Source organism: Nocardia sp. 2TAF39, assembly GCF_052114905.1.
Taxonomy (GTDB): Bacteria; Actinomycetota; Actinomycetes; order Mycobacteriales; family Mycobacteriaceae; genus Nocardia.
Genome location: NZ_JBFRFQ010000003.1, coordinates 78,763 through 105,207 on the forward strand (window position 1 = coordinate 78,763; position 26,445 = coordinate 105,207).

Consider the following 26,445-nt stretch of genomic DNA (forward strand, 5'->3'; position numbering starts at 1 on the left):
GAAGGGTTGGGCGGGAGGGGTTTTCACAGCGACACGTCGGCATCGACGCCGAGGTCGCCCGGTGTCGCGGGGTGGTCCTCGATGCTGTCGGCGGGGCTCCACGCGACCGACTCCGCCTCGGGCAGGGCCGTGTCGATGGCCTCACCGATATCGGCGCCGCCCCGGTCCGGACTCGGTTGCGGTTTGGCCGGGTCGCGAGAGGCCGACGGTGGGCTCAGCACTGGCTGCGAGGTAGGCGTGGGCACGGTGCCGCGCAGATCCTCGACAACCTCACGCAAGGTGTCGGCTTCCGCTGCGGCGCGGTCACGCTCCTCGACCAACCGCGCAATGCGGCCCAGCCGAGGATCGCCAGGCTGTTCGTGCCAGTAGGTGCCATTACGTCCGGTGCGGTACACAGCCTCGATGTCGGCCACAACCACACCCGCGCGCGCAGCTTCGAAGCGGGCGGTGCGGGCCGCGTCGAGCAGCGATTCCAGGCGCGCGAGCTGGGCGAGATCCTGCTCGGGCGAGCCGTCCCACTGTCCGGCCAGCCACGCGTGCTCCGCGGTCACATCTTGGAGCTGCCGCAGCGCCGCGATCTGGCGGGCTTCGTGGTCGGCTTCGGCGCTGTAGGCGTAGGCCACCGGCGCCGAGCGCACACGCTCGGGCAACAGATCGGCATGTTCGTCTGCGCCGGTGTCGAGGTCGCCGAGTTCGTGCTCGACCGCCAGCAGCCGGTCGGTTTCGGCGATGAGTGCATCGACCTCGGCCACACTCGCCGCCTCCGGGCCGCGACCGCCGAGCGCGCGGTCGAGCAGGCTGGCGCGCTCGGCGTCTTGTCCTGCGGAGCGGTCCGGGGGGCGCCATCGAGCGGCGTCTTGGTCGGAGCCGGTGATGGTGGTTTCGATGTGGCCGGTGACTTCGGCTGCTTGGCGCAGGTTGCGCCACACCACGGCATCGACGGGGAGGTCTCCGTCGGCTTTGGCTTGGGCGACGCGGTCGTAGGCGGCGCGGGTGGATTCCGGACGAAGCTCCCACCCGGAGACCGCCGCCTGTAGTTGCTCCCACAGTCTGCGGTTCTCGATGGACACGTGGCGGCCCCATCGAGCAGCCAGCGCATCGGCGTGGGCGGTGAATTCCTGTTCCTGTACGGGTGTTTCGGCGAACGGTACGAACAGCCGCAGCTGGTAGTAGTGCGTGAAATCGGCCCGTAGTTCGGCTTCGCTACTGTCGGCCGCGTCGTGGTAGTACGCCGAATCGGTGGCTCCGTGTCGCGGGTCGGGCCAGCTCATCGCTCAACCCACCGATCGCTGTTGCGACGGGAGAGTTGGCGGCGTTGCGGGGCAACGGAATCGGATGTGGTGTTGGACATCATCGACCTCCGGTGAGGGAAGGTGCCGTGAACCGTCACGGTGACGGGCGCTGCGGCGTGTTCGGGTGTCCCCTGGCAGTGCGGTTTCGGCGTCCCGGTCAGTACCCGTGACCAGTGCGTCGACGTAGGCGTGTGCTGCGAGTGTGTGTGGTCGGATCAGTAATCGGTCGCGTGTTCCCGATCAGTTCGGCTAGTAGGGGTCGGTGCCCAGATCGGGCGGGCGGTGCGGATTGGTGGCCGGGTCGGCGTCGTCGGGCTCGCTGTCCCAGGTGTGCTCGCCTGCGGGTAAAGCAGCGTCGATGGCTCCGGTGATGACGGTGGGGCCGAGGTCGAGGTCGCCGTCGCGGCCGAGGGCGGCATCGACGAATTCCGCGCGCAGGGCGGCGGTGGCGGCCTCGATCATGTGTTGCGGTGTCGGTGGAGTGACCTCGGCGCCAGCGATGGGGGTGCCGGTATCGGGGTCGGTAGGAATGTAGGGCGGGACTGCAAGCTCGCCGCGGGCGGTCGCGTGGGAGTTCCATTCGTTGACCAGCGTCAGTTCGTCGTAGGTTTCGAGATGGACCGCATGCTGTCGCCGGCTACCTTCAGCATCCGGCCCCCAGAGCAGGTCGGCTTCGGCGGTGGTGATCTGCGCAGCGTGCGCCAGAGCGGTGACGCGCTCGTAGCGCAGCTGCATGTTCTGCGCGAACTGCGCTGCGGCAATGGGATTGGTGCCGAAGCTCCACCGCCCGGTGGCGATACGGTCCGCGCGGGCAGCCGACAGACCGGCCATCCGTTCCAGATGCCACAAGTCCAGGGCGAGCATGTCGACGTAGAAGTCTTGTGCGGCGTTGTCGCGAGACGGGTTCTGCCGCAACCCAGCATCGACGCGTGGGCGGGTGCTGCGGCTGCCGAGTTCACGGGCATCCTCGATCCAGGCCGCCTCGACCCCGGCGGTCAGCGCGGTCTGTTCGGCCTGCTCCCGCTGAGCCTCCAGCCCATCCAAATGCGTTCGCCACGCCGTCTGGGGATCGCCGTCTGTGGTGAGTGCTTCGAAGTTCTCCCACCCGGCGTCGAGGATTCGGGTGTGTTCGGCGGCCAGCAGCCGGATGCGTAACAGCAGCTGGGCTTGCCATTGGACCACCGTCTGCGGCGGCGAGAATTCGGAATCGGGAGTCGTCATCGTCGTCCTCCCCTTATAGGTCGTGCTCGACCGACGAGCCGAGTTCGGGCGGACGGATATCGGGTTCGGTGGCCGGTTCGTTCTCCCATGTCGCGGCCAGATCCGGGGGCAGGGCGGCATCGACCGCCTGGCCCATGCTGGCGGCCACCTCGCTAGGTGTGGTTGTGGTGAGGGCTTCGGTGGCACGGTCGATGAGCAGGTGCGGGGTCGGTGGCGCCACACCCGGTTCGTGCAGCGTCACCCGGCCGGCGGCGAGGGTGCCGATGCTGCGGCGGGCTTCGTGTTCAATGCCGCGCCAGGCGTAGGCGCGCCACCGTTCCCGCAGGGCGGCGTCGTCGTAACCGCGCACTGTCACCGAAACCAGCTTCAGCCAGCCCGCCCGGTCGCGATCCCACAACTCGGTGCACTCGGCGCCGGTGAGGCCGATGATGTGAGCGGTCTCATTCGCCCGGGTCCACAGCGCGGCCATGTTCCGGTCGAACTGCCCGGCTGCGGCCGGGTCGGGCGCGAAACCGTCGTGTAGGCCGCGGAGCTGGTGTTCGACGCTGATCGCGGCCATGTGCTCGAGCTGCCACACATCATTGGAGATGCCTTCGATCATGTGCGCGCGCACCGGGTCCTGGCCGTGGCGCATGATGCGTGGGGAGTGCACGCTGTCGGCCCACCGCAACCCGCGCTGCCCGGCAGCCCGTGCGTGTGCGATCGCCGCAGCCGGGACGCCGACTGCGGCGGCGTGGATCTCGATTTCGGTGCGGTCAGCGTCCAAGGCGCGCAGGTGGGTGCGCCAAGTCTGCATCGGAATTTCCCCGCTGCCGTCATGCGGCTCATAGGTGGGGTAGCCCTGCAACAGAACCCGCGCGTGGTCGGTGGAGGTATCTTGGATGCGTTCGAGCAGCCGCAGCTTCCAACTGGGCAGTCCCTCCAACTCCGATGAAGGTTGACTCATGGCTTGCGCCTCTCTCGTGAAGGGTTGGTGTTCTTTCGTTTTCGGATCCCAGATGCCGCCTGGCCCCCTGCGGCGGAGCGGTCACCGGCTCCGGCCATCACGCGGCCAAACCCTGGTTGAGCTTCGTTCGCTGGTCATGGCTCGATCCCCGGATCAGGTACTGGTGACATGGGCACCGACGGCGGGTCGGGATCCACGGCGAAATCCATCGCCTCCGTGAGACCGTCGCCGCTGAGTCCGGCGGCGTCGACAGATTCCTCGATCGCTGACCCCTCGTCGGAATGGGCGGCCGCCTCCTCGGACAAATCAGCGAACTCGTGAGTGAGATGGGTGGCGAAACTGAGCTCCTCAGTGAGACCAACGATGTCCTCGATCGCCACCGACGACCTGGCCTGCTCTCCCACCCCCGCGTCGAGGTCATCCAAGTCGCCGAAGTCTTCGATGATGGTGGCGTCAATGACCTCGGTGTAGTCGGTGCCGGTATCCTCGGCGAACCGCTCGGCGTAGGCGTCGGCGTCACGGTCGTGCTGCTCGGACAACCCCTGCGCCCCCTTGGCAGCGGCGAACGCGGCTGCTGAGGCCATCGCTTCGCCGGATTCGCCGTGCGTGGTCAGGGTGTCAGTGAAACCCGCTGCGCGGCGGCGGATATCGATCAGCAGTTCCTTGAGTTCGACGTCGAGTTCATGCAACGCGACCGCGCGTGCTTCCCGGTTGGTGTAACCGTCGACCTGTAACTTGTGGACTCGGATCTTGTGTTTCCGCTCGAGCTTCCCGGCATTGTCTCGGCGGTCCAGGTCGGCATCGGCACGTTCCATCTGCCGGTTCTTCTGCCGTTGCTCCAGCTCGTGCAGCTCCCCGCTCCGCTCGATCCGGGCGCGAACTTCGTCGACCTTGGCGGTGTTGAGTTCCCGTGCTTGGCCCGCTGATTCCACAGCGTCGATCACGCGGAGCCGGTGTTCGATGAACGAGCGCCGCTCCTTGCCTGCGGCGTGGCGCAGGCGCTGCTCGGACTCCGCCTTCGACCGCGCTTCCCCGCCGCGTCCCCGCATCAGCGCCGCGGTGGTGTGCGAGGTTTGCAGCGCTTGGACGAAACCGTTGCGCATCGCCTGACTAGACTCTTCGACCGGATCGCCACTCACGCGAGAACCTCCATTCCGGACAGCAACCACGCCGAGGCGGCAGTGGTGCGGGTGGCGTGGCCGTACACGGCCCACCTGATCTGGGGCTGGTTGCTGGGTTCGAAGTCGATGGCCAGGACACGGCTCGCGGTGGTCGCGGTATCGGTGGGATGGTCGTCCCTGGTCACGCGGGCGGAGACGGTGATCGTGACGTCGTCGGTGCGCCACTGCTGCCATTGCGTGGCGCTCACCGGCGCCCACACCAGGGCCGCGGACTCGGCGCGTGCGGCGAATCGTGGATCCATCAACGGACGCGCGGCCCGGAATGACACGCGCTGGTCGGCGTGCCCGCTCGGCCGATAACTGAACGCGGCGGTTACCGCCGCGGTCAGCACTGCTTCGGCCGAACACGGGTCCACCTCACCGAAAGGCTGTACGAAACTCGCAGCCTGGCAATGTTGTTCATCGCTGTCCGCTGGTGGGGGTGTGTTCGCGGCGCATCCTGCGGTCGCGGCGGCGAGAGCGATCATGGTGGTGAGGAATGTTGTGCTGGTCATGCCGACTCCCGGTGCGGGTGGAGCAGGCCGCCGAGGTCGGTGGTGTACCAGTCGACGGCGTCGCGGCGACTGCATTGCTCGGCGGCCGGGTTGCACACCGGATCGGTCACCACATCCAGCACCAGCGCGGTGGTGACGGCGGCGCGATGCAGGTTCTCGACGTCGACGCCACCGCTGCGGGCCAGGATCAGGTGCAGGTTGGCTGCTTCGGCTCCCCATTGCGCACGCGCTTGCCCGGCAAGCCAGATCGCCTGCTGTGCGGAGGCTTCCGCAGCTGCTGCACCGCCATCGATCGCAGTGTCGCGGGAAAACAGGTCGTGCCAGATGACTCGTCCGTCGGCGCGGCAGACGGTGAATGTCGTCATGGTGGCTGCTGACCACAGCGTCAGCCGCGGCCCCCGCGCCGCCATCACCGACAGCCGATGGTGCACGGTGCGGCGTGCGACCTCGGTTTGTCGCAGTCCTTCGTAGTCGATCTCGGCTTCGACCAGCAGTGCGGTCAGATATCGTTCGAAGGTGGACGCGTCGGTGAACCCGTGCTCGGTGGCGACCTGATCGAACTGGCGGGTGCTGGTGAACCCGTGCAGCTCGGCGGCGCGGACGCGCACGACCATCTCCGGCGTGACACCGGGTTGCGGGGCTGTGGCGGTGGGTGTGGTTTTCATGCTCGACCTCCCGGGGTGGTGTSGGGGGTTGGGGTGGAGGGGCTGGTGTAGCGGCGCGCGTCCGTGCGTTCGCCCTCCCACGCCGAAAGCGGGGTGAGGGTGACGGTCTGGCCGGTTTGCGGGGCATGCAGCAGCAGGTCGCGGCCTTGTTCGTCGCGGCCGTAGTAGATGCCGACGTGATGGGAATCCGCATCGCCAGGAGCGGCGAAGAAGATCAGATCCCCAGGTGCCCGCTCGGCGAACGACACCGGCTGTGCGGTGGGATGGTCTTGTTGGGCTTGGGTGTAGTGCGGCAACCGGATTCGCCCACCCGAGGCGTGATAGATGGCGTAGAGGGTTAGCCCGGAGCAGTCGAACCCGCCTCCGGTTGGGCCGCTGGTGTCGCCGCCTCCCCACACATACGGGGTGCCGATCCAGCGGGCGGCGTGTTCGATCACCGCGCGCCCGAACGCACTCGCTTCCGCGGGCAACGGGGTGCCGGAGCCGGTCGGCCCGCATCCGGCCGCCGATGATCCGGCCGACGTGCGGGGCATTGAGGAGACGTCGATGTCGGCGAACAGCGCATACAGTCGCCGCGCCAACTCCAGTTGCGCCCCGTAGGCGTTCGGTGCCGAGTGTTCGATCGCTTGAGCGAGCTCGGCCGGCGACATCCGTTCCGCGGCGGCGCCGAGTTGTTGGGCGTGGTCGTAGAACCAGTTGATCTGATAGATCGGGTCCATCAGTGTCGCGATGCCGACCGATCCCCAGATGCTGGCGCGCATCTGGTGCGGGCCGACCGAGTCGTGGTCGTAGCCGAGTCCGTCGTTGCTGTAGTTCAGCGATTCGGGCACCGCCGGGTTGGCCAGGTTCCGGAAAGTTGATTCGGTGGCTTGGGCAGCCAGCTCGGCGATGATCACCGACTCCCGCATCCGGCGTTGTTTGCCGATCGCGACCCCGTTGCGTGCCAGCTGCAGTTGCCGCTCCGACAACCCCGCCACAGATTGCTCGGTCGGGCCACCCACCCCGGTCACACCGTGCGCTGAGAGCAGGCTGGCGCAGGTCAGTGCCGGGTCGGCGCCGATGATCACCAGTAACAGCAAAATCAGCGCCACCGGAAGGCCGAGCGCGGTCGCAACCACAACCCGCGAGGAAATGTCCATCGGTCATCACCTGCTCGCTTCCCCTGCTGCGGGCAGGTTGTCGAAGCGCCGGTTGGTGTTGTGCACATCCGCAGCACGCTCAGTCGGGGTGAACACCAGACGAAAAGGAATACCGGGCTCGTTGGCCTCGCCGGTCTTGAGCAGGAAACAGCCAGTGCCGGGCGGGGTTTCGCGACGCGACGGATCGAGGTCGTCGTCGCTGGGTGGTCGCGGCGCCGCCCACGAGGTGACGAGGAGTTTCTCGGTATCGGTGACACCGACCGCAGCACGGATACGGTTGATCTCCTCCGGCCCGACCGGACCGATCAGCTTGGCGCGGGCCCGCTCGAAGAAGCCGAGGGCTTTGGCTTGAGCGGCGGGTGAATCGAAGGCAGCGAGGTCTTTGACGGTGTGGCTGCACATGATCAACCCGGTACCCAACGTACGATTCAATCGAGTCAGGGCGTCGACGCGGTCGACCATGAACTCCCCCACCCCGAGCACACGCCAGATCTCGTCCATGACGACCTCGAACGTGCGCGGCGGCGCGAGCCCAGCGTCAGCGAGTGCGTGGGCGGCAGCGATCGCACCGAAACCCTCGCTCCAGCAAACCATCAGGACGGCGGCCAAGAGTTTGGTGTCGCCTTCGGGGATTCGGGAGACATCCACACACACCGCAGGACTTGCCAGGTCGAGACGGGTGGTGGTCGGCCCGTTGAAAATCGCCCCGAACGGCCCCTCGACCAGCGCGCGCAAGGAGCGGCGCAGGGTTTTGGTGCTGGCTCGGTAGGCGGATTCGTCGTCTTCTTCGGCGAACCGGCGCAGGTGTTCGCCGCCGCCGGAGATGACCTCCAGCAGGTCCGACAGCAGCGGCGGGCGCTCATAGCTGAAACCAATTGCGGGGCTGTAGAGCTCGCGCAGCCCAGCAGCCAAGAGAACTTCTTCGTAGTCAGCAACTCGCGACCCGCGCACCAACTCGATCAGGCCAGCCACGATGTTGACCTGCCCGGCCTCGACACGGGCAGTGACCTGGCGGCGCTGATCCGAGCCGGTAAGCCGCTCGACGACCGCGCCGAGCGCGCCGACGTCAAGGGGGTTGATGGTGCCGTGCCCGTAGCCGACGTCGACAACCTGACCACCGAGCTTGATCACCAAGTCGCGGTAGTCGGGTTTGGTATCCCCCATGCACAGCACCGTCTCCCCGGCCGCGACCGCGCCGGTCACCATCCGCCGGATCAGGCTGGATTTGCCGAAGCCATTGAGGGCAAGCACGAACGCGATCGGGGCAGTGATGAACCCGCGCAAGAACCACGACATCGGGTCGAAATGCACAGGTGCGCCGGTGATGTAGTGCGCGCCAACCGGTGTCCCGATCGTGGGTGCGCTGGCGCCGACGGTGAACGGCCACAATCCGGCGACTTGCACGGTGGTCGCCCGCCACTCCGGAGTGCCGGGCACCACGGCGGCGCGGCCGCCGCCGAGCCCGCGATAGCCGCGGTCGGTCAGCTGCGCTAGGGATTTGTCGAAGCCATCGCGTCCGGAGTCCTCCGCGCGCCGCGCGGCAGTGGACCTGCGATGATCATCGGCCGATATCGCCAGCCGTGCCCGCCAACCACGCGGACCGGGCTTGGCGGCAGCCGCCTCAGTCGCGGCGTGCGCCTGCGAAGTGAGCACCCGCACCCCCGCCACCGTTTCGGTACGCGCGAGCCGAGAAGTCTTGGTACGGCGGGTATTTTTCATGCGGCGACCCGCTTGGAGATCGAGGTGTGCTCGGACAGGATCAACCCGATCCCGAGGCTGGCGGCGAACGCAGCGGCCTGGGTGCCGTAGCAACGGCGCACCCCCAGCCGCGACGCGGCAGCCATGCCCTTGACCGACGCCTCGATCCCTGGCAGGTCCCCGTCGAGGTGATCGGTGACCGTGATCAGCGCCCCGAACCGCGTCAGGCCCGCGCCGCGGGCTTGTTCTTCGCGGGCGGCTTGCGTGTTACCGACCCGGATCCGCGCCGAGGCGGTGGCGATGCCACGTTCGGTTTGCTCGGCGGCGACGGCGTCGCGGAAGTCGGAGTCGACCAGGGTGGTGGCCTCGGCCGCCGAATGCAGCCGGTAGACGACCGCCACGCGCTTGCGTGGCACATCCGCGCGCGGGCGCAGTAGCTCCTCGAGGACGGTTTCCATGACTGCGCCGCGCGGTGCGGCGTCCATTTCCCAGGTGATCGATCGGGCGCCGTCGTGGATGTAGTGATCCCACCGGTCCTGATGCGCGATCGGGCCCACCGAGTCCCACGACTGGGTGCCGGTGATGTCGGCGCCTGCGGCTTCGACATCACGTTGGGAGGCCAGGTCGTAGCGGGTGCGCACCAGGCCGAGCACTTCCCATGCCTGTAGCGGCGTCGCCGGGAGACCGGCGCGGGCGAGCTGGGAGAGGATTCCTTGCAGGCGTTGCCCGATCTCGCGGGCCTGCTCGGCTTCGTCGCGGCGGATGCGGCCCTTGCCGATCGCACGGTAGGTAATGGCGATGCGCGCCTCGATCCGCACCCCTACCCCGCCGACATCGGCGGCAGCCTCCCGCATCACCGCCTGCGCGTAAGCCGGGGCGTCGGGGCGGACCAAGCGAGCGACCTCACGGGCTTGCCTGAGCCTGGTTTCGACGACGTTCTCGAGCACCGAAGTCACCGCGACGACTTCCCCGCCACGACTCTGGGTGGCCAGGAACTGGCCGTATCCCTCGACCCAGGAGTCGATCTGAGCTTGGTCGACGAGTTCCTTTCCGCGCGGGATCACCCGCAGGACCACGGTGTAGTGGTCGCTGCGGCGGATGTGAACCATGGCGAAGCGTTTCCCGCCCGCCGTCTCATACTCCGACAGCCGCGAATCTGCCAGCAGGCCAGGAAGTTTCGCGACGCCAGGAAACTTGGAGAACCGGCCAGACTGGTAGACATGCTCACCGCGCGCTCGGGCGGCGGCGAACTGGACCCGCAGCAGGGCGACCTCCCAGCCGGTGCGCCCGTTGCGTGTGATCGCCAGCGGTGTGAACATCAAGGCGGCGACCACGATCAGGCTCGCGGCGACCGGCAGCGATCGGGTGATCATGAACCCGACCATCACGGTGATGATCAAGCCGAGCCCCAGCATGGACACACCCCAGGTCAGGCCGAAGAACCCAGCGGATCGGGGGCGTTCCCATCGGCCGTACATGCGTGCGGTCATCGCCGAACCTCCCCCGGCCCCAATGCATCCGGATTCAGCCCTCTCTCTGTCGCATCACGGGTAGGGCTCTCGATCGCCGAAGCCCCCTGTTGTGCCATGTCTTTGGCCATCTGCGCACCCATTACGACCGCACCGGCGATACCGGCGCCAGCAGCACCGGCCGCCTCCCCAGCGCCGCTTCCCACGCCGGACGCACTCGAGGACTTCGCCGCTCCTGCTCCGGTGGGTCGCGCACCGCCGCCTGAGCCACTGCCACCGGTTCCGGAGTTACCGGCCCCTGCGGTCGCGGAACCGCTGTCCCCGCCGCCGGACATCGGACGGCCACCACCACCACCGCTGGACGGGCCGCCCGGCGGGGGCGAACCGCCTGCTGGTGATGCGCCGCCTGGGTCGTTTTCGCCTTCGCTGACCTTGCGTGCTTGCGACTGATCGCCGATACCAGCCATCGCCACGCCTGCCACACCTCCTGCCAGTACGGGCGCCGCTCCACCGCCTGCGCCGAACGTCGCTACTGCGGGTGCGACCAGTCGAATGAGGGCGGGCAGCACGATGACCGACATGACCAGCAAGATCAGCCCCAGCAGCACCAGCTGCGGGTCCTGTTGATCGCGCCCAGCCACGGTGAAGGCGATCGCATATACCAACGCCCCGACGGGTTTCCACAGGACGAACGCCAGCGACCAGCTCAACAGCCGCTTGTACGCCTGGGAACCTGGCCCTGTTCCGGAGGCAGCCGCCGCGATGGGAATCACCGCCACAACGAGAATCAGCAGGGCTTGGCGGACCACGAGCATCACTAGCTGCACCAGCATGCTGATGATCCCCAGGAGAAACAGCACCAGCAGGACACCGGAGCCCAGGCCCGAGCGGGTTTTCAGATCGAATTCGACCAGCTCGGCGACGATGGTGTGCATGTCGCCGCGGGAAGCGTCGAACAGAACCCACTCGGCGAACGCATCGCCCGCACGTGTTCCACCAGTGATCACGGCGGCGAAAGTCATCGACGCGAACACCGCTCGCGCCAGCATCAGGAAGCTCTCTTGCGCCTCACCGGCAACGCCGCCTCGCTTCGCCAGCGCCAAACGGGCTGCAGCGAAAAGGATCCCGGCCGTGAGTAGCAGCACCTGAAGGCCGCTGGTGTAGTCCCTGATCCCCGACAGCGCTGGGCCCAGGCCGCCCTCGTTGTTCGCCAGCTGCGGTGATGGCAGCGCGGTCCACCACGTCATCAGGAACCGCAACAGCTTGCCGAAGCCCTCTCCCAGCGCCGCGACCATGTCCTCGAACACGGAGTTCGCCGTGTCGGACGTGGCTTGCCCGACTGTTTGGCAAGCCTGCTGGGGTCCCAGCGGGAGATCGCAGACATCAGGTAGCTCGAGCTGGGCATGCAACGGCCCGGCAGAATGTACGGGGTTCGTCGTGTGCTGGAGACCGGTCATGGCCGGCCCTGCCATGGCCCGAAGTCGGCCAGTGTCGAGGTCAATGCGCCTGGGCGCCAGAGCATTTCTACGTCGTCGGGTACACGGACACGCCAGTCACCGTCGATCCATGCCATCGGCCAGGTCGAGATCGAGTAGCCGCCATCATCGTGGCTGGCGACCTGGACGACTGCGAGGTCATCGCGGTATCCCGGTTGGATCCGGATTCCGTCGGGCACCACGACGTATCGGGCGGCGTCTAGTGTGCGTTCGCGTGAGCGTGCGAAACGGTCGAGCAACGCCTGGCCACCCCCGTAGTAGCGATCGCGCACGACGTGCTGCCAAATGCCCTCCGGTGCGGCCAACGCCCGCCCGACCGCGTCGAGGGCGGCAAGGGCTGCTCCCTGTGGTGTGCGCGCGAAACCCGTCGCGATTCCCTGGTGGATGCGGGTCGGGCCGTCGCTGCCCGATACCGGTAGTGCTGCACCGCCCCATCCGCGTTGCCACTGCATCCGCGCGGGCGCGGTGCTCAGATAGTCACCGCGGGTTGGGTCGGGGCGTGTGGTGGCATCTTGGGGAAGGGCAACTCCGGATTCGTCGTGTGGCACTTCCAGGCGATTGCCGAACAGATCGGTGGTCGGCGGCAGGTCAGGGAACGTTCGCTCGGTCGGCGCAGTGGTACTGCCGGGACCGACGGGGATATCGCGGGGGCCGTTGTCGTTGGTGATGGTCAGCACAAACACGGCGACCACGACGGCGGTGATGCCGGCAAGCAGGACAATCAGCAGACGATGGGATCTCACGGGTTGGCCTCCTCAGCGCGGCGCGAGCGCGACCATGTCGACCGGTGGCACGACAACGGCGGCGACGGGGGCGATGGTTGGGTTGACGGGTAGTCGCAGGCGCCAGTCGTCGCCTTGCCAAAGGACGTGAGTGCTGTTGCGGGTGACGGAGTTGTCGGGGTGGATGGTGTAGATGTCGACGTCGGTGGCGTCGAGGGTGTAGCGGGGAATCACATAGCCCAAGACTTTCGGTGCGCCGCTTATGATCGCGGCGGTGATCGAAATCTGGGCGCGAGCGGTAGCCCAGCTGTCGCGGCCCGGTCCCGGGGCGAGCATTTGCTGCCCGACCGTGGGCCATTGGTTGTCGGTGGCGATCGATATCCGCACGGTCGAGTGGATCGCGGCCAGCGCGGCACCTGCTGGTGACCGGTCGAATCCGCTGGCTACCGGTCCCTCGGTGTGGCGTGGACCTTGGTCGGCGACCGGGAGGTCGACGCCCTCGAAGCTTTGCCAACGCAATCCGGTGGGCACGGCGACGGTCGCGGTGGAGTTCGCCTGAGCGGATTCGCTGGTGTCCACGCCGCTGCAGGCGAGCAGGCCAGCCGCAGCAATCGGTCCAGTGAAGGCGAGTACGGCCACGACGCCGATGCGGTGTTTGCGAAAGGGGTTCACGTGGTTGGTCTCCTCGGAAGGATCAGGTGGGAGGCAGGACGGCGATGGCGATCGTGCTGGCCGAGCCGAGCAGGGCCGCGCCTGCGAGTGCGCCGAGGAGTCCTTCGACGCCTTCTTCGCGGTACATGCGGATCGCCAGCAGGCCACCGACCCACACCGTGCGGGCGATGCACAGCAGCAGCACGAACCAGGCTAGGTAGCCCAGCAGCTGCGTGAGCGGTGAGAGCACCTGCACGGGAAGGGGTTTGGCGATCACAGCGAGCCGCCGTTCTGCTGGTGAGTGCGGTAGGCGACTTCAAGTGCGGCCAGGATCGGCTCGGAGGCCTTGGCGGCCTCCGCATAGGGAAGGGAGTGTCCGGCGGCGGGGACGCTGTCGTAGTCACCCCAGATGCGTTCGGCCAGGTGCCGGGATCTGCTCGGCGCAACGACCGGGTCGAGCTGGCCGGTCATCACCCAGGTCGGGATGGTGCGCAGGATGCTGGCCGTCTCGCCGGTCAGGGTTGCGCTGTCGTAAGCGGCGAGGGCAGCCAGCGTGGCGTCGAGGTTGTCACTCCACGTCCCGCGGCGGGCGGTGTCGAACAGGCTCCGGCGTGGCAAGCCATAGCGGGTCGGCGGCTCGTACAGGTAGGTGGTCAGTTCCTCGACGAGCTGGCGCCCAGGGTGCCGGGAGCGTCGCCCGGCAGGCACGTCGGACGCTGGGAGACAGGGGAATTCGGGGCAGCCGTTGAACAGCACGATGCCCGTCAAGGCGCGGGCACGGCGTGGGTACTGCTCGACCCATGCCCCCACAAGCAGCGATGCCACCGAGTGCGCCACCAAGACGACCGCGCCGTGGGCGCGCGCTATGACCGCGTCGAGGTCATCGACAAGCACCGGCAACGTGGTTGCGACCCCGGGTTCTGGATTCTCCGGTGTGCAGTGCCCGCGCTGGTCGTAAACGATCTGGGTGACACCCCCGTCGAGGCGTCGGTGCAGGTGCCCGGTCAGTGGCGTCCAGTACGTGGAGTCGGTCAGCATGCCGTGGACGTAGACCACGCTCGCCGGAGCCAAAGCCGGGCCGAGGCGTGCCGCCGAGAGCCGGATCCCGTCCGGGGCGGGGACGGTGAACGGGCTCAGGTCGGGGTGGCTGATCGTGCGGTGTTTGCGCGCAGCGATCGGTGCGTACAGAACTCCGCTGGCGGCGCTCCAGGTGCCAGGTGCGTCAGGCGCGCCGTGTGTGGTTGTCGAGGGGTGGGGATGAATTCGGAAGTGGCGCATGGTTATGCGCCTCCGGTGACGACGGCGTTCATGATCGCTCCGGCGCTGGTGGCGATGATGCCGCCGACCAGGGCGCCGAGGATGATCTTGGGTGATTCGACCGCGCCGCCGTGGAATCTCTCCCAGCCGAATTTGCCGCCGGCGTAGATCAGTGCCGCGATCCCGGCGAGCATGACGATCCAGGACAGATAGTTGACCAGGTTGAGCAGCTGTGGCGCCCCGGGCGGCACGGTGGGGGTGATCTTGATTTCTTGGGCGAGCACGGTCAGCGCCTCGCCGACCGTATACGCGGTGGTCATGGCGATGTCTCCGAATCCTGTTGTGCAGCAACCGAACGGGCGGCTGCGAGGTGGGTGATGATCTGGGTTCCGGCGCGGTGCACGTCGGCGGGGACCGCCTCACGTAACCGGGTGCGGCGCGGCGGTGCCGGGTCGAAGGGGAAGTACTGGGCGAGTTCGGTGAGTTCGCGGACGACAAGTTCGTCGTGCCAGCCGATGTCGTAGACGTGGTCGACCAGCTCGGTGACGACAGTGCGATACCGGCGCACGGCCGCGGGAACCTTCCCCGGGCGAGCAGCGCTCAGCACCAGCCCGATCACCCGCACGCCGTCCGGGGCCAGTCCGGCGTGCCATTCGCGCAGCCGATCGGCCGCGGCGGTCAGACCGGGCATACAGAGCCGGGCGGCGACGATCACCTGTTGCGTTGTGCGGGGTGAGGCGGGCCAGGCCAGACCGGTGTCAGCGGCCGGGGCCCACCACCGCGCCAGCGTCGAGGTACCGGCGCCACCATGCGCGCCGAGCACGGCGAACAGCGGGGGGTGCGCACCCGTGGTCGGCAGCGGTGTTTCCCGCACCGGCGCCAACCGTTCCGGCGCGGGCGCGGCGACGGTGCCCGGGTTGAGACGGTGCCCGAGGTCGCGGTGGTTTTGGTGCAGGTGCAGGTGCAGCGGTGCGGCCATCGCTCATCCCCGCTTCTGAATGTTGGTGATGGCGACATTGCCGGGGTCGTGACGGATGTTGATCAACTGGAGGTAGTCGACGCGCTGCCCGTCGGGGTGCCGCTCGACCAGGTGCACCTCGGCAGCGCCCTCGGCGATCGGGGTGATCGCGACACAATGCGTGGTGCCGGTCGGGATGGAGGCTATGGCCGCCGCCAACGTCTCGAGCTCGAGACCGGCTTCGGGGGCGATCAGCCGCAGCGCGGACTCTGCGTCGCGCTGGACGTAGTAGGCGTGCTCGAACGCCGCGATTACCCCGGCCAGACTGTGGGCGTCGCCTGCGGTGCCGGTGACGGTTTGCCCGGACAGCCCGGCGCACGCGCCGCCCGATGGTGGCGTCATTGTCGGAAGGCTCGCGGTCAGGGGCGGGATCGGCGTGGCCATGTACGGGCGGTCGGTGACCGAGCTGATTCCCGCGCCGATGAGCATGGCGGCCACCCCGAGTCCGGCGGCAAGCCCGACCCATACGCGCCGAGGCACAGTGCGCCCCGACCTTGTGGTGGGCTGCGGTGACGGGGGAGTTTGCTGGTTGATCCACCGCCATCCATCGCAGACGTCTGGATCCGCATCGTCGGTCACGGGCAGGACAGGTTGCAGGGCAACCGGGTCGGTTGGATGTAACCAGCCCGAGCCGTGCTCACCGCTGGTGTCAGGTTCGGTTCGGGTGTTCGGCATGTCGGGTTCTCACCTCCTCGGTGTGGTGGCGGACAGTGGAGGGCCCTTCGGGCGGGAGTGCCAGGGGAGAATCAGCAGACAGGGGGTGGGTACGTCTGCGGAATCGGACTCCGCCCGAAGGGGTCTAAGGACCGCCGCTCGGCGTCGGGACCGCCGGTCCGGCAGGGCCGCTGCGGGACGTCGTGGTGGGGGGCTCTGGTCGTCGAGTGGGCGGCGGACTTCGGTGGGGCCGCCGACGGTGTCCCGGTGGCCGCGAGGTCGCGGGCGAGCGCGGTGAACCATTCGGCTGTGGCGTTCAGGGCTGAGCGTCCGGTCGGTGTGGCGGGCACGGTTTGGTAGGAGCCGTGGCGGCCGGCGGTGTCGCTGTACTGGGCGGAGCCGGCCAGGGTGTAGAGCTCGCTGTGGTCGGTGATGGTGCTGGTGATCGCGTCGAAGGCTTGGTTGATCCAGCGGCTGGTCGTCTGCGGCGCCACCAACTCGATAACCGCGGTGGCGAGCTTGGCGCCCAACGTGGCGACTGCCGCCCACGGATTCGCGAGCCCCACGGTCGCCAGTTCGGCGATAGTGGTCGGGGTGAACACCTTCTGCACGACCGACACGACGGCGTTCAGGCCGATGGTGCCGAGTTTGAACAGCGCCGCGAGAGCGTCGTTCGGGCCGGGTGGGGTGGTGTTCGGGTTGGAGGCTTCGGCCAAGCGTTGACCGAGGGGTTTGGCAGGCTGATAGGACAGTTGATCGAGGCTGGTGCCGGTCAGGTCCTCGTTGACCACGTTCACCACAGTGGTGTAGACCGTCGCCGACAAGGCTTGTGCGATCGTGGATACCGCCGCGATCGGGTCACGAAGGTCCGAGCGGGCAGCAATATTGGCGGCGGTGGTGGCCAGAGGGCTCCCGGCCGGAGCATCGCAGGTCGCATCTCCCGCGACGCACAGGTCAGCGACCCTGCCGGTCAACGCCCCGTATCCGCTCGACGGCGTCGTCGCGGCGATGCCAGCCCCAGATAACGGTGGGTTGAGCAGCGAGATCTCTGCGACCTTCTCCCCCATGGTCCCGGGTGCGGCCGAGGGGGTGGTGCTGTCCGCGCGGCCAGGCAGCACCGGGGTGTTCGCGTCACGGTTCGGGTTGGCCAGCAACGCGATTCCGGCAACTTGGTCGGCGCCGACGCGTGTGTTCCCAGCTCCAACCCGATTAGCGAACCGCGAGACCGCGGGTGCGCCGTGGGCGTATCCAGCGGCAGCGATCTTCGTGTTCGGGCACCGCGCCACGACCTCGGCGGCCATCTGCTCCAAACGGTCGGCGGCAGCGGTGATCGCGACGTCATACGGCAGCACTGTCCCGTCGGGTGCGCGGCCGTAGGGGACGTAGGCCCGCTGCATAAGATCCCCCACTGCCGCGGCCAGAGGACCGAACATCTGCCCAAGTGCACCGGAGTCACTGGTCATCGCAGCGTCAGGGGCGGCCTCCTCGCTGCCCTGCACCCCCAGCGCATACAGGCTCGGGCATTTCGCGCCGAGCGGGACTCCGGTGTCGGCGTGGACGGTGCTGGCACCTGCCACCGACACGGTCACCAACGTCAGCGCTGTCGCGGTGACGCGCCGTAATGTCCGGGTTCGGGTGGTGCTGGGATGCATGGGACTTCGCCTCGATCTGGTTTGGGGGCCTCCCCGCACCCCGGTCGGGGGTTCGTGGTGCGGGCAGGCGATTCAGGTGGTCTGGGGACTCGGTGGTGCCGGGCGGGCGGCGGTGCCGGGTCGGTGCAGCAGATAGCTGGCTAGCCGGGCGATGGCTTCGGCGGCACCATCGGTGGCGGTGCCGATATGGCTGGTCGCGTACTCGCGCCAGCTCACATCGACTCCGAGCGCGCGGTATTCGGCGAACAGTCCGCGTCCCATCGCCGCCGGCACGAGGGCGTCTTCAGTGCCGTGGTAGAGATGCACGGGCACCTGCGGGGCTACGCGACCGCTGGTCTCGTTGGCCAGTACATACCGCCAGAGGGGGTCGTTCCACGGGTCGGGTCGCTCGCACCAGCGCCCCAACGGCTCGTTGCGGTAGGTGACCAGGAGCGCCGCCGCGTCGAGTTCTCGGGCCTGCTCGATCGTGCGGTGGCCGTCGTCGGTGAGGATGTGGCCGACCGGCAGATGCGTATACGCGCGGCCCAGCCCGATCAGCCCGGCCAACCCCAGCCCCGCCCACCGACCGCCATCGATCTCGGCAATCAGCGCACCAGGATCAGCCACGACAGCACCCGCGGCGACCCCGCGCAGATCCAGCTCCGGTGCATACTGGGGCTGTTGTTCGGCGGCCCAGACCGCGCCGCGCCCGCCATCGGCGTATCCCCATACCGTGCAAGGCGCCTGCGCCGAGTCCAGTTCCGGCAGCGCGCGCACAGCGCGGGCGAGGTCGAGCACGGCATGTGCGGCGGCGCGGCCGGCCAGGAACTGGTGCGGCCCCAGCCCGGTCATGCCCAGGCCGTGCCCGTCGGGCACGGCCACCGTCCAGCCGCGTTCCAGAGCGGTGGTGATGAACCCGGTTTCGGGTTCGGTCCTCTCCCCCGCCAGCAGCTGTGACGGTGCACAATGCCCGCCGAGACCATGAAAGGCTGTGCAGTACACCAGGATAGGACTGGGTCTGGCGAACTCGGTCGTGTGAGGAGTGATCACGATTCCGGAGGCTGGGATGGGGGCGCTGAACGCGGTGCGGGTGGCGTAGACGAGCTGCCATGCGCGATTGCCGCCGTCTAGGCGCGGGGTGGCGACAGTGCGGCGGCGCAGGATTTCCCCCGGTCGCGGGGTGAAGTCGAGCGCGGGGCTGCTGTAGAAGCCATCTAGGGCGGCGGGATCGGTCATCATCGACTCCCGGCGATGTCGTGGGCGAGGGCCACCATCCAGGCGATGCCGGAGTTGAGCTGGCCGGTGATGGCGTAGTTGTTGTGGCGGGCAACGGTGTCGGCGTAGTGCAGCCAGATCGCGGGGTTGAGCAGGTCGGCGTTGTCGGTGACCAGCTGCCCCCACGCCGCACTCAGTTGCACGGCGAGTTTGGGCAGCAGCCCGATCGGGTTCGCGGCGACGGTTGCGGTGATCTCGTTCCACCGCGTCGCCGCCGCACCGACCTCCTCTGGGGTTGGGGCAGGAGTGCGGGGGTCGGCGGCGTCGATCAACCGGCCCGCCAGACCCAGCTGCGGGGCGTAGTCGACGTTGCCCGCGCCGAACTGGAAGTCGTTGAGCACCACTGTCGTCCAGGCATCGCCCAACGCGGCGGAGAACAAGGCGTTGAGCGAGCCGATCGCAGCTAGGGGGTCACGTAGGTCGGCTTGGGCGGCGATCTCCGCCCCGACGCGCAGCAGCGCGGCCCGGTCCGGTGCCGAGCAAGCCAGATCCCCGTCGGTGCAGATGTCGGCTACCCGGCCGGTCAACGCCCCGTAGTTGGTCTCGCCATCAGCGATGCCGCCGCCACCAGCCGGCGGGTTGGAGATCTGCACCGCCGACACCGCTGCTCCGCTCGTGCCTGGCGCAGGATCCGGCGCCGTCTGGCCCGGCCGCCCAGGAAAGATCGGTGCGCCGAGGGCGCGGTCCGGGTGGGCGTACAGGGCGATCCCAGCGATCCGTTCCGGCCCGACCGGGCCGGTGCCCGCACCGATGTCGCGGGCGAAGGACGACATCGCTTGCGCACCTTGGGAGTAGCCGATGCCAGCGAACATCGTGCCGGGGCAGGTGTCGGCAATCTGAGTGACCGCGGCGTAGAGCTGACGTCGCGCGTCGGTCACCGACACCACATACGGATCGGGCCCGCCGCCGGGGACCGCACCACCGAAGCCCGCAGTATACGGGATGTAACTGCGTTGCACCAGGCCCGGGGCCGCGAACAGGACCGGGGCGATCAGCGCGCCGACGACGCCGGTGTCGGCCAGCGGATCCGCGGTCGGTGAGGACTGACCGGTGCCCTGGACCCCCAGCACGTAGAGAGCGGGGCAACCGGGCCCGATCGGCATCGCCTCCGCGCTGCCGGTTCCGGTCGCGACACTCACCATGCCGATTGCGGTGGTCATCGCTGCTACAGCGGTGGTGCGCGTGCAGCTCTTCGTGAAGGTGGTCATGGCTGACCGACTCCCACTCCGGCACCGAATCCGGCGCCAACGGTGCCACCGGCGACCGCGCCGATGACAGCGGCAGGAATGCCCACTACCGCGGCACCCACAGCCGCGCCGACCGCGGCACCCAGAGCCGTTCCGGCCACGCCGGAGGTCACGGTTCCGATGACCGGCACCGGCACGACCGTGCCTAGCACGGCGCCCGCGATGCCGCCGATCGTTCCGCCGATCAGGCCACCGACCACCGCTCCCGCAGCCGCCACCGGGGCACCGACGACCGCGCCGCCCGCAGCGCCACCGATCCCGGCACCGGCCAAGGTCGCGCCACTGACCCGATCCGACCGCCCGGCGGGGATACCGACCGAATCCAGCGCGGTGGCGACCTGGGCCTCGGCACCCGCCGCGACGTCGTTGATCGCATCCGCGCATTCGGGGGGCAGCCACTCCGGGCGCGGGGCCTGCCACTGCCCGACGCGGATCATGTTCTCCGGTGCCTCGATCGGCGCGACCGGCGGCACCGGTTCGGGCAGATGCAGCTCCTCGATCCGGATCGGCTCGACCGGCTCCTCCGGCGGCGGCGCCGGACGCGACGGTGCCTCGTTGCGGACCTCGGGCGGCTGCTCGTAGTACATCGGCTGCGGCACAGCTTCTGGGGCTTGAGTCGTCGTGGGTTCCGGGGGTGGTGGCGTGGTTGTGCCGGGCTGGGCGGGGCTGGTGACCCCCGGCTGATCAGAGATCACGGCGGGGGTGTCAGCGGCATTGGCCGCACCGGCTGCGGCGATCACCATCGCCGCCGGGACCGCCCCGGCCAGCAGCGCGCGGCTGCCGCGTCCAATGCTGGAGCGCAAGCAGATTCTCCAATTTGAGGTCCTGTGGCGCAGCTTCTCGGGACCGGTGGCATCGGTCCAGTGGATATCGGAATTTCTGGATTTGGGCATGCCTAATAAACCCTTCGTCCTGAAGGAAAAAGATGGGGATTGATAATTGGAGAGGGCGGGCGACCGAGGTAGGCCGAGGGCCTCCCAGAAGCGTGATCACCTCTGGGAGAGCACTTCTCAGGGTGTTTGTGTCAGATGAAGGGCAGGATGAGCGCCAGGGCCTGCGCTGCCACGGACAAGCCGTGAGACAGCATCGACAGACCGGTGTTCACCCAACCAAGAATCACGAACGGGTCCAACGCTGTTTCCTTTCAATCGGTTTGGATCTACTCATCCATCCAAACCGCGAAACATGCTGGAAAGCTAGGGTTCCGACTCATCTACTTTTATGTACACACCGAATCTTGAGATTGCTATTTCCCGATTGATCAGGGAGTTTGCTGACGAACTAACGAAGAAATCTCGAGAGAAAGCTTCTGTCTGATTCTGCTGCCCTGCAGCCACTTCCACGCACCCTCTGCCACAGGTTGCCGCCCGGCGACCAGCTACCTGCGTGCAATCGCTGACGAGATCACCCTTGCCGCCGTTGGCTACGCTGGTGAGTCCCGACGTTGATCATCGGTGAACTGCGACCGTCGGTTCGCGGGGCCGAGCGCTGTTCATATCGGCGGAATGTGTCGGTATGCCTGCGCTTAGGCTGCTGCCAACGACGAGAGGATGCAGACGGGTACTTGGGAGCACGGGCCCGTTCGACAACGATTGTGCCGCCGATACCCCGACATTGGCGCTGCCGTCGGCTAGTCGTCGGGGGAGGCGCGGCGGTTGCGTTTGGTGACGCCGCGCCGTTTCTTCGCGGAGATGCGACGTTCCTTTGCTCCGCGCGAGGGCTTGGTGGCGCGGCGAACAGGTGGCGGGGCGGCAGCGGCGTCACGCAGTAACGAGGCCAGACGTTCGCGGGCGGCCGCGCGGTTCTGCAGCTGTGCGCGTCGCTCCGATGCGGCGATCGTGAGCACCCCGTTGACCAGGCGGGTGGCCAGGCGGTCGAGCATCCGGGTGCGCAGCCAATCCGGCACCGAGGGCGAGTTGGCGAGGTCGAACGACAGCTCTACCCGGCTATCGGTGGTATTGACGTGCTGTCCTCCGGGACCGGACGACCGTGAGAACCGTTCGCGTAACTCGGATCTGAAGTTCTGCGCGGTGGTTGCATGCAGAGTTGGGTCCCGTCCCGGGCATCAGCCCGTGTGAGGCCGCGGGTTCGATCTGAGGCACAGCTGCTTCGCTGACAGAATCCCCACCGACTTCAACGGAACCGAATCATCCGCTGCGACGTCCAACTCTGTAGTCGCCCACATGAGGCGCGACGCATTTCAGCGAAAAGTCCACGGACACAGGAGAAATCATGTCACTACTGCAGGCGGATCAATCACGACACGGTTCAGTACTCTCAGCCTCCTCGACCGCGTTACGTCGCGACGGTGCTGAAGCTTCGGGGTTGGCCGCGAGGTGATGCAGGGTGGATGACTCGACGCGGCGAGTGTTCGACGCACGGGCCGAAATTGCCCACCTGGTTCCGTCGCCCTGGAACCGGGAGAGGTTTCTGGCTGCGCTGGGGGCCTGGCGTGGTCGTCGGATCCAGCTGATGGCGGTGGAATCCGGCGTGCTACCTGATGTGTGGAATCTCGGGCGCGGTGCCCCCTGCGGTTTGTGGCTCGACACCGACGCCGGGGATGTGGTCGCGTACGCCGCTGGCACTACGAGTTTCCATGTTGATCAGATCCTGTGGCACGAGGTTGGTCATATGGTGCTCAACCACAACGCGGGTGCCGGGGACCTGGACGGCTTGCAGCGGCTGTTGCCGGATATCGACCCAGCTACGATCCGGCGGGTGCTGGGGCGAAGCGAGTTCGCCGACAGCCAGGAGGATGAGGCAGAGGTGTTCGCCGATCTGATGCTGTCGAGTACTTCGCGGTGGCGGGCCAGCCAGCCGATGACGTCACTGTGGGGAGAGCATTGACCTCGTCGGCACCAGCGCCGGTCGCCTGGACAGTCCTCGGATTCAGCGTGGTGGCGTTGATGTTTCGGCTGCTGTGGCTTTCGGTCGATGCCCGACCGAGTGAACGTCTGATCACTTATGGCCTGCTGTTCGGAACGGCTTCGGGATTGCTGCGTGAGCGTGTGGTGCAGGATTGGCTCGCGCAGGAGGGTGTGTTCAGCGTCGCGTTTACCCGGCAGTTGTCGTCGGCGGTCATGGTGGTCATGTTCGCGCCGTTGCTACTGCTGGTGGCCTCGTGGTCGGAGCGCACGCCGGCACATGCCGCCCGTATGAGCCGGTCGGTGTGGGGCACCGTCTGCGTGTCGGCTGCGCTGATGCTGATTGTTGGGACTCACTCGCGGGCGCTGGGTGATTACATCGATCGAGCCGAGGGCTGGCAGACCCCGGTGTACTTCGCGATCTTCTCCGCCTGGTGCGGCGTGCCCGGAGCACTGATGGTGACGACGAGCGTCAAGGAGCTGCGGGCCGGTCATCTTCGGCCGCTGCACCGGCTGACTTATCTGATGATCGTGATCGTCGGCGCCTGGGCGGTGGAAGAAGCGCTGTTGATCATTGTCTCTTCGCTGTGCGCGGCAACCGGGACCGCCACTGCCTATGTCGAATTCCGTTTCCGGGCAAACGAAAACAACTACACCTACATGCTGGGAGGCGGTGCCCTGGTCGCCGCGGCTGGGGTGGTGACCGAGTTCATGCGGCGGCTGCGGATAGATCCCGCCTCGCGGGCCATCCGGCAGCTGACCCCGATGTGGGAGGAGCTGGTGGGGGCGTGTCCAGAAATTCCACGCCCGACGCGGCAAGACGTCGAGATGAGCCCCCGGCGATGCCTGCACCGGATGACCGTCGAGATCAGGGATTCGTTTCTGGTGCTCGGACGCTACGTCGAACCAGGTGCCGACGGCGTTCCAGGGCCGGCCGGTGAGGCGATCCAGATTGTACGTGCGTTGCACCGCAAGCAATCCGGTGTCGCGGCCGGGCAGTACCGTCGGCTACAGGCGTCGGCGCCGGGCAGTGACATCGTCGATGAAACTCGTGCCCTGCGCAGAATCGCCAACCACTGGCATGAGGCGCGGAACCACCTGCATACCAACCTGCTATTGGATGGAGACCGAGCGAAGTGACGACAACACCGGCCCCACAGCGGATTCGATCCAGTGATCGGGTGCTTCCGCATCCGCCGTACCGGATCCCGTTCCTCGGCGATGTGTGGGATCTGCACGTGACGGATTCGAGCCAGTGGGGCATGCGTGGCGCGCAGCGCTACGGTGACATCTACGAGCGGAATATTTTCGGTACCCGGGTGACGTATGTGTCCGATCCGGAGCTGCTGCGCGAGATCAACGATGACACGCACTGGGCGAAATTTCTCGGCGTCCCGATCGGAACGCTGCGGACGGTGGCTCGCGACGGGCTGTTCACCGCGTTCAACAGTGAACCGAACTGGGCCAAGGCACACGCGATCTTGGCGCCCTCGTTCACCGCGACAGCGATGCGCAGCTACCACGCCACCATGCAGGCTTGCGCGAGCGAGCTGATCGAGCACTGGGCAGGCCGCAGCGATAGGTGGGTCGACATCCCCCACGACATGAACAAGGTGGCGCTGGAGGTCATCGGGCGCTGCGGCTTCGGGTATTCGTTCGGTTCGTTCGATCGCACAGATCCGCATCCGATCGTGGCCGCAATGCTGCGGATCCTCACCTACATCAACCGCTCCGCCTACAGCCATCCGCTGCTGGAGCAGACGCTGCACCGCGAACAGCGGACTCGGCATCTGGCCGACATCGACTATGTCAACCGAGAAGTCGACTCGGTGATCGAGCAACGGCAGCGAGACGGCGCCGGCGAGCACGGCGACCTGCTGGACCGGATGCTCACCGTGGCCGACCCGGAAACCGGGCAGCGACTGGATCCGGAGAATATCCGCTACCAGATTCTCACTTTCCTGGCCGCAGGCCATGAGACATCAGCTGGGGTGATGGCCTTCGCCCTGCACTATTTGTCGATTCATCCGGAGATCGCCGACCGCGCGCGCCAGGAGATCGACGAGATCTGGACCGGTGACGAACTGGCGTTCGAGCAGGTCGCCAAGCTGCGCTACGTGCGACGCATTGTCGATGAGACCTTGAGATTGTGGCCCACCGCCCCGGGCTATTTCCGCAAGGCCCGCCGGGACACGATGTTGGGCGGCAAGCACCCGTTCCAGCGCGGTGAGTGGGTGTTCATCGTGCTGTTGCAGCTGCACCGCCATCAGCTGTGGGGTGATGACCCGGAGCGCTTCGACCCTGACCGGTTCCTGCCCGAACGGGTGCGTGCCCGCCACCCCGAGTTGTACCGGCCGTTCGGGGTGGGGATGCGTGCCTGCATCGGCCGCCAGTTCGCCTACCACGAGATCGTGCTCGTGCTGGCCACGATCCTGCGCAACTACGACCTCACACCTGACCCCGCCTATCGGCTGAAGATCAAGGAAACGATCACGCTCAAGCCGGATCGGTTGCGCCTGAAGGTAGCTCGGCGCAGCTAGGTTCGATCTCGTGCCGTGGGCACGTGCATAGCGATTCGGCTAGGGCTTTTCGGTCGGAGGTGCCCGGGCTGCCGCGCAGGCGGACCCGGCGCACTCCGGCCTCACGCAAGGCTCGCAGCAGATCCAGCTGGACATACGCGTCGACCACTCGTTGTACATCCCCGGAATCGGTCAGGTACCACGGTTCTTGCTTGAAGTGCTGGGCCACCGTGGTGAGTACCTCCGTTGACGGCGCGGGGCCAGTACCATCGCGCAGCGCGGTCAGATCGTCGGCTGATATCTCGATGCCTCGATCACGCAGCGCTACGGCAACGAACTCCACGGTGGGTTCGCCTTCGTCGGGGCTGTGCAGTGCACGGAACAGCACATCGACACGTTTCGCCAACGACAGGTTCATGCCTCCGCCTCCGCTAAACGGGTCTCGAAACGCTGCTTCATCGACTTGTCGAGGTCGATATGTAAGCCAGCCAGCCAGCGCCGGTACAACGCTTCCTCCTCGTCATCACACTGGTCGACTACACGATCCAGAAACGGGCCCAGAACCGCCACCAGCGGACCCAACGCGCCGCCCTGGCGGCGGTTCGCTTCGAGCAGCTGGGTGACGTATCGGGCGTACAACGGCTGGATCGCAGCGTCGAGTCGCTCGGCCGCTGCCCGCATGGCCGGTGCACCGGATTCAGCTAGATCCCCGATCTCATGCGCGACGGTAATCAGCTGAGTAACGACGCCACCCTCGACATACACCCCGCGCGGACCGACGACGATGCCCGTCCTGCCCACCACCGGCCTGGGCTTGCCGCTGCTGTAGTAGACGTCCTCCGCCGATCCAGGCTCCCACTCCAGCCCCACGTTGAGCTTCCGCAAGGTCTTCGGCTTCACAGTCCGAGCCTCGGCACGCTCGATAGCAAGCAGCGTCGGCTCCGTAGGACCGCCATGCAAGTACACCTGCCTCCGCGATCGAGGCGGTTTGAACTCCGCCATACGC

Annotated in this window: 27 protein-coding genes; 3 read left to right on the forward strand and 24 right to left on the reverse strand. The window is 67.4% G+C overall.

Features of this window, described 5'->3' with window-relative positions; genetic code table 11:
* Positions 1-23: 23 nt before the first annotated feature.
* The 22 genes from AB4Z47_RS02930 to arfB form a co-directional block, all read right to left on the reverse strand.
* The gene (locus AB4Z47_RS02930; protein WP_441947612.1) at positions 24-1,271 is read right to left on the reverse strand and encodes a hypothetical protein; all 1,248 of its coding nucleotides are present in this window, start codon (positions 1,269-1,271) and stop codon (positions 24-26) included.
* Between the two features lie 270 nt (positions 1,272-1,541).
* Entirely contained in the window at positions 1,542-2,513 is a 972-nt protein-coding gene (locus AB4Z47_RS02935) for a hypothetical protein (protein ID WP_441947613.1), read from the reverse strand.
* Between the two features lie 13 nt (positions 2,514-2,526).
* Positions 2,527-3,459: a hypothetical protein gene (locus AB4Z47_RS02940; RefSeq protein ID WP_441947614.1), complete on the reverse strand. Its 933-nt coding sequence runs from the start codon at positions 3,457-3,459 to the stop codon at positions 2,527-2,529.
* Between the two features lie 134 nt (positions 3,460-3,593).
* Positions 3,594-4,598, reverse strand: coding sequence for a hypothetical protein (locus tag AB4Z47_RS02945; RefSeq protein WP_441947615.1), 1,005 nt, complete (start codon positions 4,596-4,598; stop codon positions 3,594-3,596).
* Positions 4,595-5,134, reverse strand: coding sequence for a hypothetical protein (locus AB4Z47_RS02950; RefSeq protein ID WP_441947616.1), 540 nt, complete (start codon positions 5,132-5,134; stop codon positions 4,595-4,597). The genes AB4Z47_RS02945 and AB4Z47_RS02950 overlap by 4 nt, the downstream gene beginning before the upstream one ends.
* Positions 5,131-5,799, reverse strand: a complete 669-nt coding sequence (locus AB4Z47_RS02955) for a hypothetical protein (RefSeq protein ID WP_441947617.1) — start codon at positions 5,797-5,799, stop codon at positions 5,131-5,133. Before AB4Z47_RS02955 ends, AB4Z47_RS02950 begins: the two co-directional genes overlap by 4 nt.
* Positions 5,796-6,938: a C40 family peptidase gene (locus tag AB4Z47_RS02960; protein ID WP_441947618.1), complete on the reverse strand. Its 1,143-nt coding sequence runs from the start codon at positions 6,936-6,938 to the stop codon at positions 5,796-5,798. Before AB4Z47_RS02960 ends, AB4Z47_RS02955 begins: the two co-directional genes overlap by 4 nt.
* A gap of 6 nt (positions 6,939-6,944) precedes the next feature.
* On the reverse strand, positions 6,945-8,657 hold the full coding sequence (locus AB4Z47_RS02965) for a hypothetical protein (protein WP_441947619.1): 1,713 nt from the start codon (positions 8,655-8,657) through the stop codon (positions 6,945-6,947).
* Complete coding sequence (locus AB4Z47_RS02970) at positions 8,654-10,126, reverse strand: SCO6880 family protein (RefSeq protein ID WP_441947620.1); 1,473 nt, start codon at positions 10,124-10,126, stop codon at positions 8,654-8,656. Before AB4Z47_RS02970 ends, AB4Z47_RS02965 begins: the two co-directional genes overlap by 4 nt.
* Positions 10,123-11,412 carry a hypothetical protein gene (locus AB4Z47_RS02975; protein WP_441947621.1) on the reverse strand — a complete coding sequence of 430 codons (1,290 nt, stop codon included), beginning with the start codon at positions 11,410-11,412 and terminating at the stop codon, positions 10,123-10,125. The genes AB4Z47_RS02970 and AB4Z47_RS02975 overlap by 4 nt, the downstream gene beginning before the upstream one ends.
* Before the next feature lie 146 nt (positions 11,413-11,558).
* On the reverse strand, positions 11,559-12,344 hold the full coding sequence (locus AB4Z47_RS02980) for a hypothetical protein (RefSeq protein ID WP_441947622.1): 786 nt from the start codon (positions 12,342-12,344) through the stop codon (positions 11,559-11,561).
* 12 nt (positions 12,345-12,356) lie between these two features.
* Entirely contained in the window at positions 12,357-12,995 is a 639-nt protein-coding gene (locus AB4Z47_RS02985) for a hypothetical protein (protein ID WP_441947623.1), read from the reverse strand.
* 22 nt (positions 12,996-13,017) lie between these two features.
* A complete protein-coding gene (locus AB4Z47_RS02990; RefSeq protein ID WP_441947624.1) occupies positions 13,018-13,251 on the reverse strand; it encodes a hypothetical protein in 234 nt (77 codons plus the stop codon).
* A complete protein-coding gene (locus tag AB4Z47_RS02995) occupies positions 13,248-14,252 on the reverse strand; it encodes an alpha/beta fold hydrolase (RefSeq protein WP_441947625.1) in 1,005 nt (334 codons plus the stop codon). The genes AB4Z47_RS02990 and AB4Z47_RS02995 overlap by 4 nt, the downstream gene beginning before the upstream one ends.
* Before the next feature lie 2 nt (positions 14,253-14,254).
* Positions 14,255-14,551: a hypothetical protein gene (locus tag AB4Z47_RS03000; RefSeq protein ID WP_441947626.1), complete on the reverse strand. Its 297-nt coding sequence runs from the start codon at positions 14,549-14,551 to the stop codon at positions 14,255-14,257.
* Complete coding sequence (locus AB4Z47_RS03005) at positions 14,548-15,210, reverse strand: DUF6668 family protein (protein ID WP_441947627.1); 663 nt, start codon at positions 15,208-15,210, stop codon at positions 14,548-14,550. The genes AB4Z47_RS03000 and AB4Z47_RS03005 overlap by 4 nt, the downstream gene beginning before the upstream one ends.
* 3 nt (positions 15,211-15,213) lie before the next feature.
* Positions 15,214-15,924: a hypothetical protein gene (locus AB4Z47_RS03010; RefSeq protein ID WP_441947628.1), complete on the reverse strand. Its 711-nt coding sequence runs from the start codon at positions 15,922-15,924 to the stop codon at positions 15,214-15,216.
* 71 nt (positions 15,925-15,995) lie between these two features.
* A complete protein-coding gene (locus AB4Z47_RS03015; RefSeq protein ID WP_441947629.1) occupies positions 15,996-17,555 on the reverse strand; it encodes a cutinase family protein in 1,560 nt (519 codons plus the stop codon).
* Positions 17,556-17,627: 72 nt separating this feature from the next.
* Entirely contained in the window at positions 17,628-18,770 is a 1,143-nt protein-coding gene (locus tag AB4Z47_RS03020) for a lipase family protein (RefSeq protein WP_441947630.1), read from the reverse strand.
* Complete coding sequence (locus AB4Z47_RS03025) at positions 18,770-20,017, reverse strand: cutinase family protein (RefSeq protein ID WP_441947631.1); 1,248 nt, start codon at positions 20,015-20,017, stop codon at positions 18,770-18,772. Before AB4Z47_RS03025 ends, AB4Z47_RS03020 begins: the two co-directional genes overlap by 1 nt.
* On the reverse strand, positions 20,014-20,859 hold the full coding sequence (locus AB4Z47_RS03030; RefSeq protein ID WP_441947632.1) for a hypothetical protein: 846 nt from the start codon (positions 20,857-20,859) through the stop codon (positions 20,014-20,016). The genes AB4Z47_RS03025 and AB4Z47_RS03030 overlap by 4 nt, the downstream gene beginning before the upstream one ends.
* A gap of 827 nt (positions 20,860-21,686) precedes the next feature.
* A complete protein-coding gene (arfB, locus tag AB4Z47_RS03035; RefSeq protein WP_441947753.1) occupies positions 21,687-22,100 on the reverse strand; it encodes an alternative ribosome rescue aminoacyl-tRNA hydrolase ArfB in 414 nt (137 codons plus the stop codon).
* A gap of 302 nt (positions 22,101-22,402) precedes the next feature.
* On the opposite strand from arfB, the gene AB4Z47_RS03040 reads away from it, so the two are divergent.
* The 3 genes from AB4Z47_RS03040 to AB4Z47_RS03050 are packed head-to-tail and all read left to right on the forward strand — an operon-like array spanning position 22,403 to position 25,460.
* Positions 22,403-22,903, forward strand: coding sequence for a hypothetical protein (locus tag AB4Z47_RS03040; RefSeq protein WP_441947633.1), 501 nt, complete (start codon positions 22,403-22,405; stop codon positions 22,901-22,903).
* Positions 22,900-24,060, forward strand: coding sequence for an MAB_1171c family putative transporter (locus tag AB4Z47_RS03045; protein WP_441947634.1), 1,161 nt, complete (start codon positions 22,900-22,902; stop codon positions 24,058-24,060). Before AB4Z47_RS03040 ends, AB4Z47_RS03045 begins: the two co-directional genes overlap by 4 nt.
* On the forward strand, positions 24,057-25,460 hold the full coding sequence (locus AB4Z47_RS03050; RefSeq protein WP_441947635.1) for a cytochrome P450: 1,404 nt from the start codon (positions 24,057-24,059) through the stop codon (positions 25,458-25,460). Before AB4Z47_RS03045 ends, AB4Z47_RS03050 begins: the two co-directional genes overlap by 4 nt.
* Here AB4Z47_RS03050 and AB4Z47_RS03055 read toward each other — a convergent pair.
* On the reverse strand, positions 25,417-25,857 hold the full coding sequence (locus tag AB4Z47_RS03055) for a hypothetical protein (RefSeq protein ID WP_441947636.1): 441 nt from the start codon (positions 25,855-25,857) through the stop codon (positions 25,417-25,419). The genes AB4Z47_RS03050 and AB4Z47_RS03055 overlap by 44 nt on opposite strands.
* A complete protein-coding gene (locus AB4Z47_RS03060) occupies positions 25,854-26,339 on the reverse strand; it encodes a hypothetical protein (protein ID WP_441947637.1) in 486 nt (161 codons plus the stop codon). Before AB4Z47_RS03060 ends, AB4Z47_RS03055 begins: the two co-directional genes overlap by 4 nt.
* Positions 26,340-26,445: the final 106 nt, after the last annotated feature.

What these genes read in the sequence shown, in the direction of transcription:
- AB4Z47_RS02930 (WP_441947612.1), bottom strand. Translation starts at nt 1,271, where the DNA reads ATGAGCTGGCCCGACCCGCGACACGGAGCCACCGATTCGGCGTACTAC.
- AB4Z47_RS02935 (WP_441947613.1), bottom strand. Translation starts at nt 2,513, where the DNA reads ATGACGACTCCCGATTCCGAATTCTCGCCGCCGCAGACGGTGGTCCAA.
- AB4Z47_RS02940 (WP_441947614.1), bottom strand. Translation starts at nt 3,459, where the DNA reads ATGAGTCAACCTTCATCGGAGTTGGAGGGACTGCCCAGTTGGAAGCTG.
- AB4Z47_RS02950 (WP_441947616.1), bottom strand. Translation starts at nt 5,134, where the DNA reads ATGACCAGCACAACATTCCTCACCACCATGATCGCTCTCGCCGCCGCG.
- AB4Z47_RS02955 (WP_441947617.1), bottom strand. Translation starts at nt 5,799, where the DNA reads ATGAAAACCACACCCACCGCCACAGCCCCGCAACCCGGTGTCACGCCG.
- AB4Z47_RS02965 (WP_441947619.1), bottom strand. Translation starts at nt 8,657, where the DNA reads ATGAAAAATACCCGCCGTACCAAGACTTCTCGGCTCGCGCGTACCGAA.
- AB4Z47_RS02970 (WP_441947620.1), bottom strand. Translation starts at nt 10,126, where the DNA reads ATGACCGCACGCATGTACGGCCGATGGGAACGCCCCCGATCCGCTGGG.
- AB4Z47_RS02995 (WP_441947625.1), bottom strand. Translation starts at nt 14,252, where the DNA reads ATGCGCCACTTCCGAATTCATCCCCACCCCTCGACAACCACACACGGC.
- AB4Z47_RS03000 (WP_441947626.1), bottom strand. Translation starts at nt 14,551, where the DNA reads ATGACCACCGCGTATACGGTCGGCGAGGCGCTGACCGTGCTCGCCCAA.
- AB4Z47_RS03005 (WP_441947627.1), bottom strand. Translation starts at nt 15,210, where the DNA reads ATGGCCGCACCGCTGCACCTGCACCTGCACCAAAACCACCGCGACCTC.
- AB4Z47_RS03010 (WP_441947628.1), bottom strand. Translation starts at nt 15,924, where the DNA reads ATGCCGAACACCCGAACCGAACCTGACACCAGCGGTGAGCACGGCTCG.
- AB4Z47_RS03015 (WP_441947629.1), bottom strand. Translation starts at nt 17,555, where the DNA reads ATGCATCCCAGCACCACCCGAACCCGGACATTACGGCGCGTCACCGCG.
- AB4Z47_RS03020 (WP_441947630.1), bottom strand. Translation starts at nt 18,770, where the DNA reads ATGACCGATCCCGCCGCCCTAGATGGCTTCTACAGCAGCCCCGCGCTC.
- AB4Z47_RS03025 (WP_441947631.1), bottom strand. Translation starts at nt 20,017, where the DNA reads ATGACCACCTTCACGAAGAGCTGCACGCGCACCACCGCTGTAGCAGCG.
- AB4Z47_RS03055 (WP_441947636.1), bottom strand. Translation starts at nt 25,857, where the DNA reads ATGAACCTGTCGTTGGCGAAACGTGTCGATGTGCTGTTCCGTGCACTG.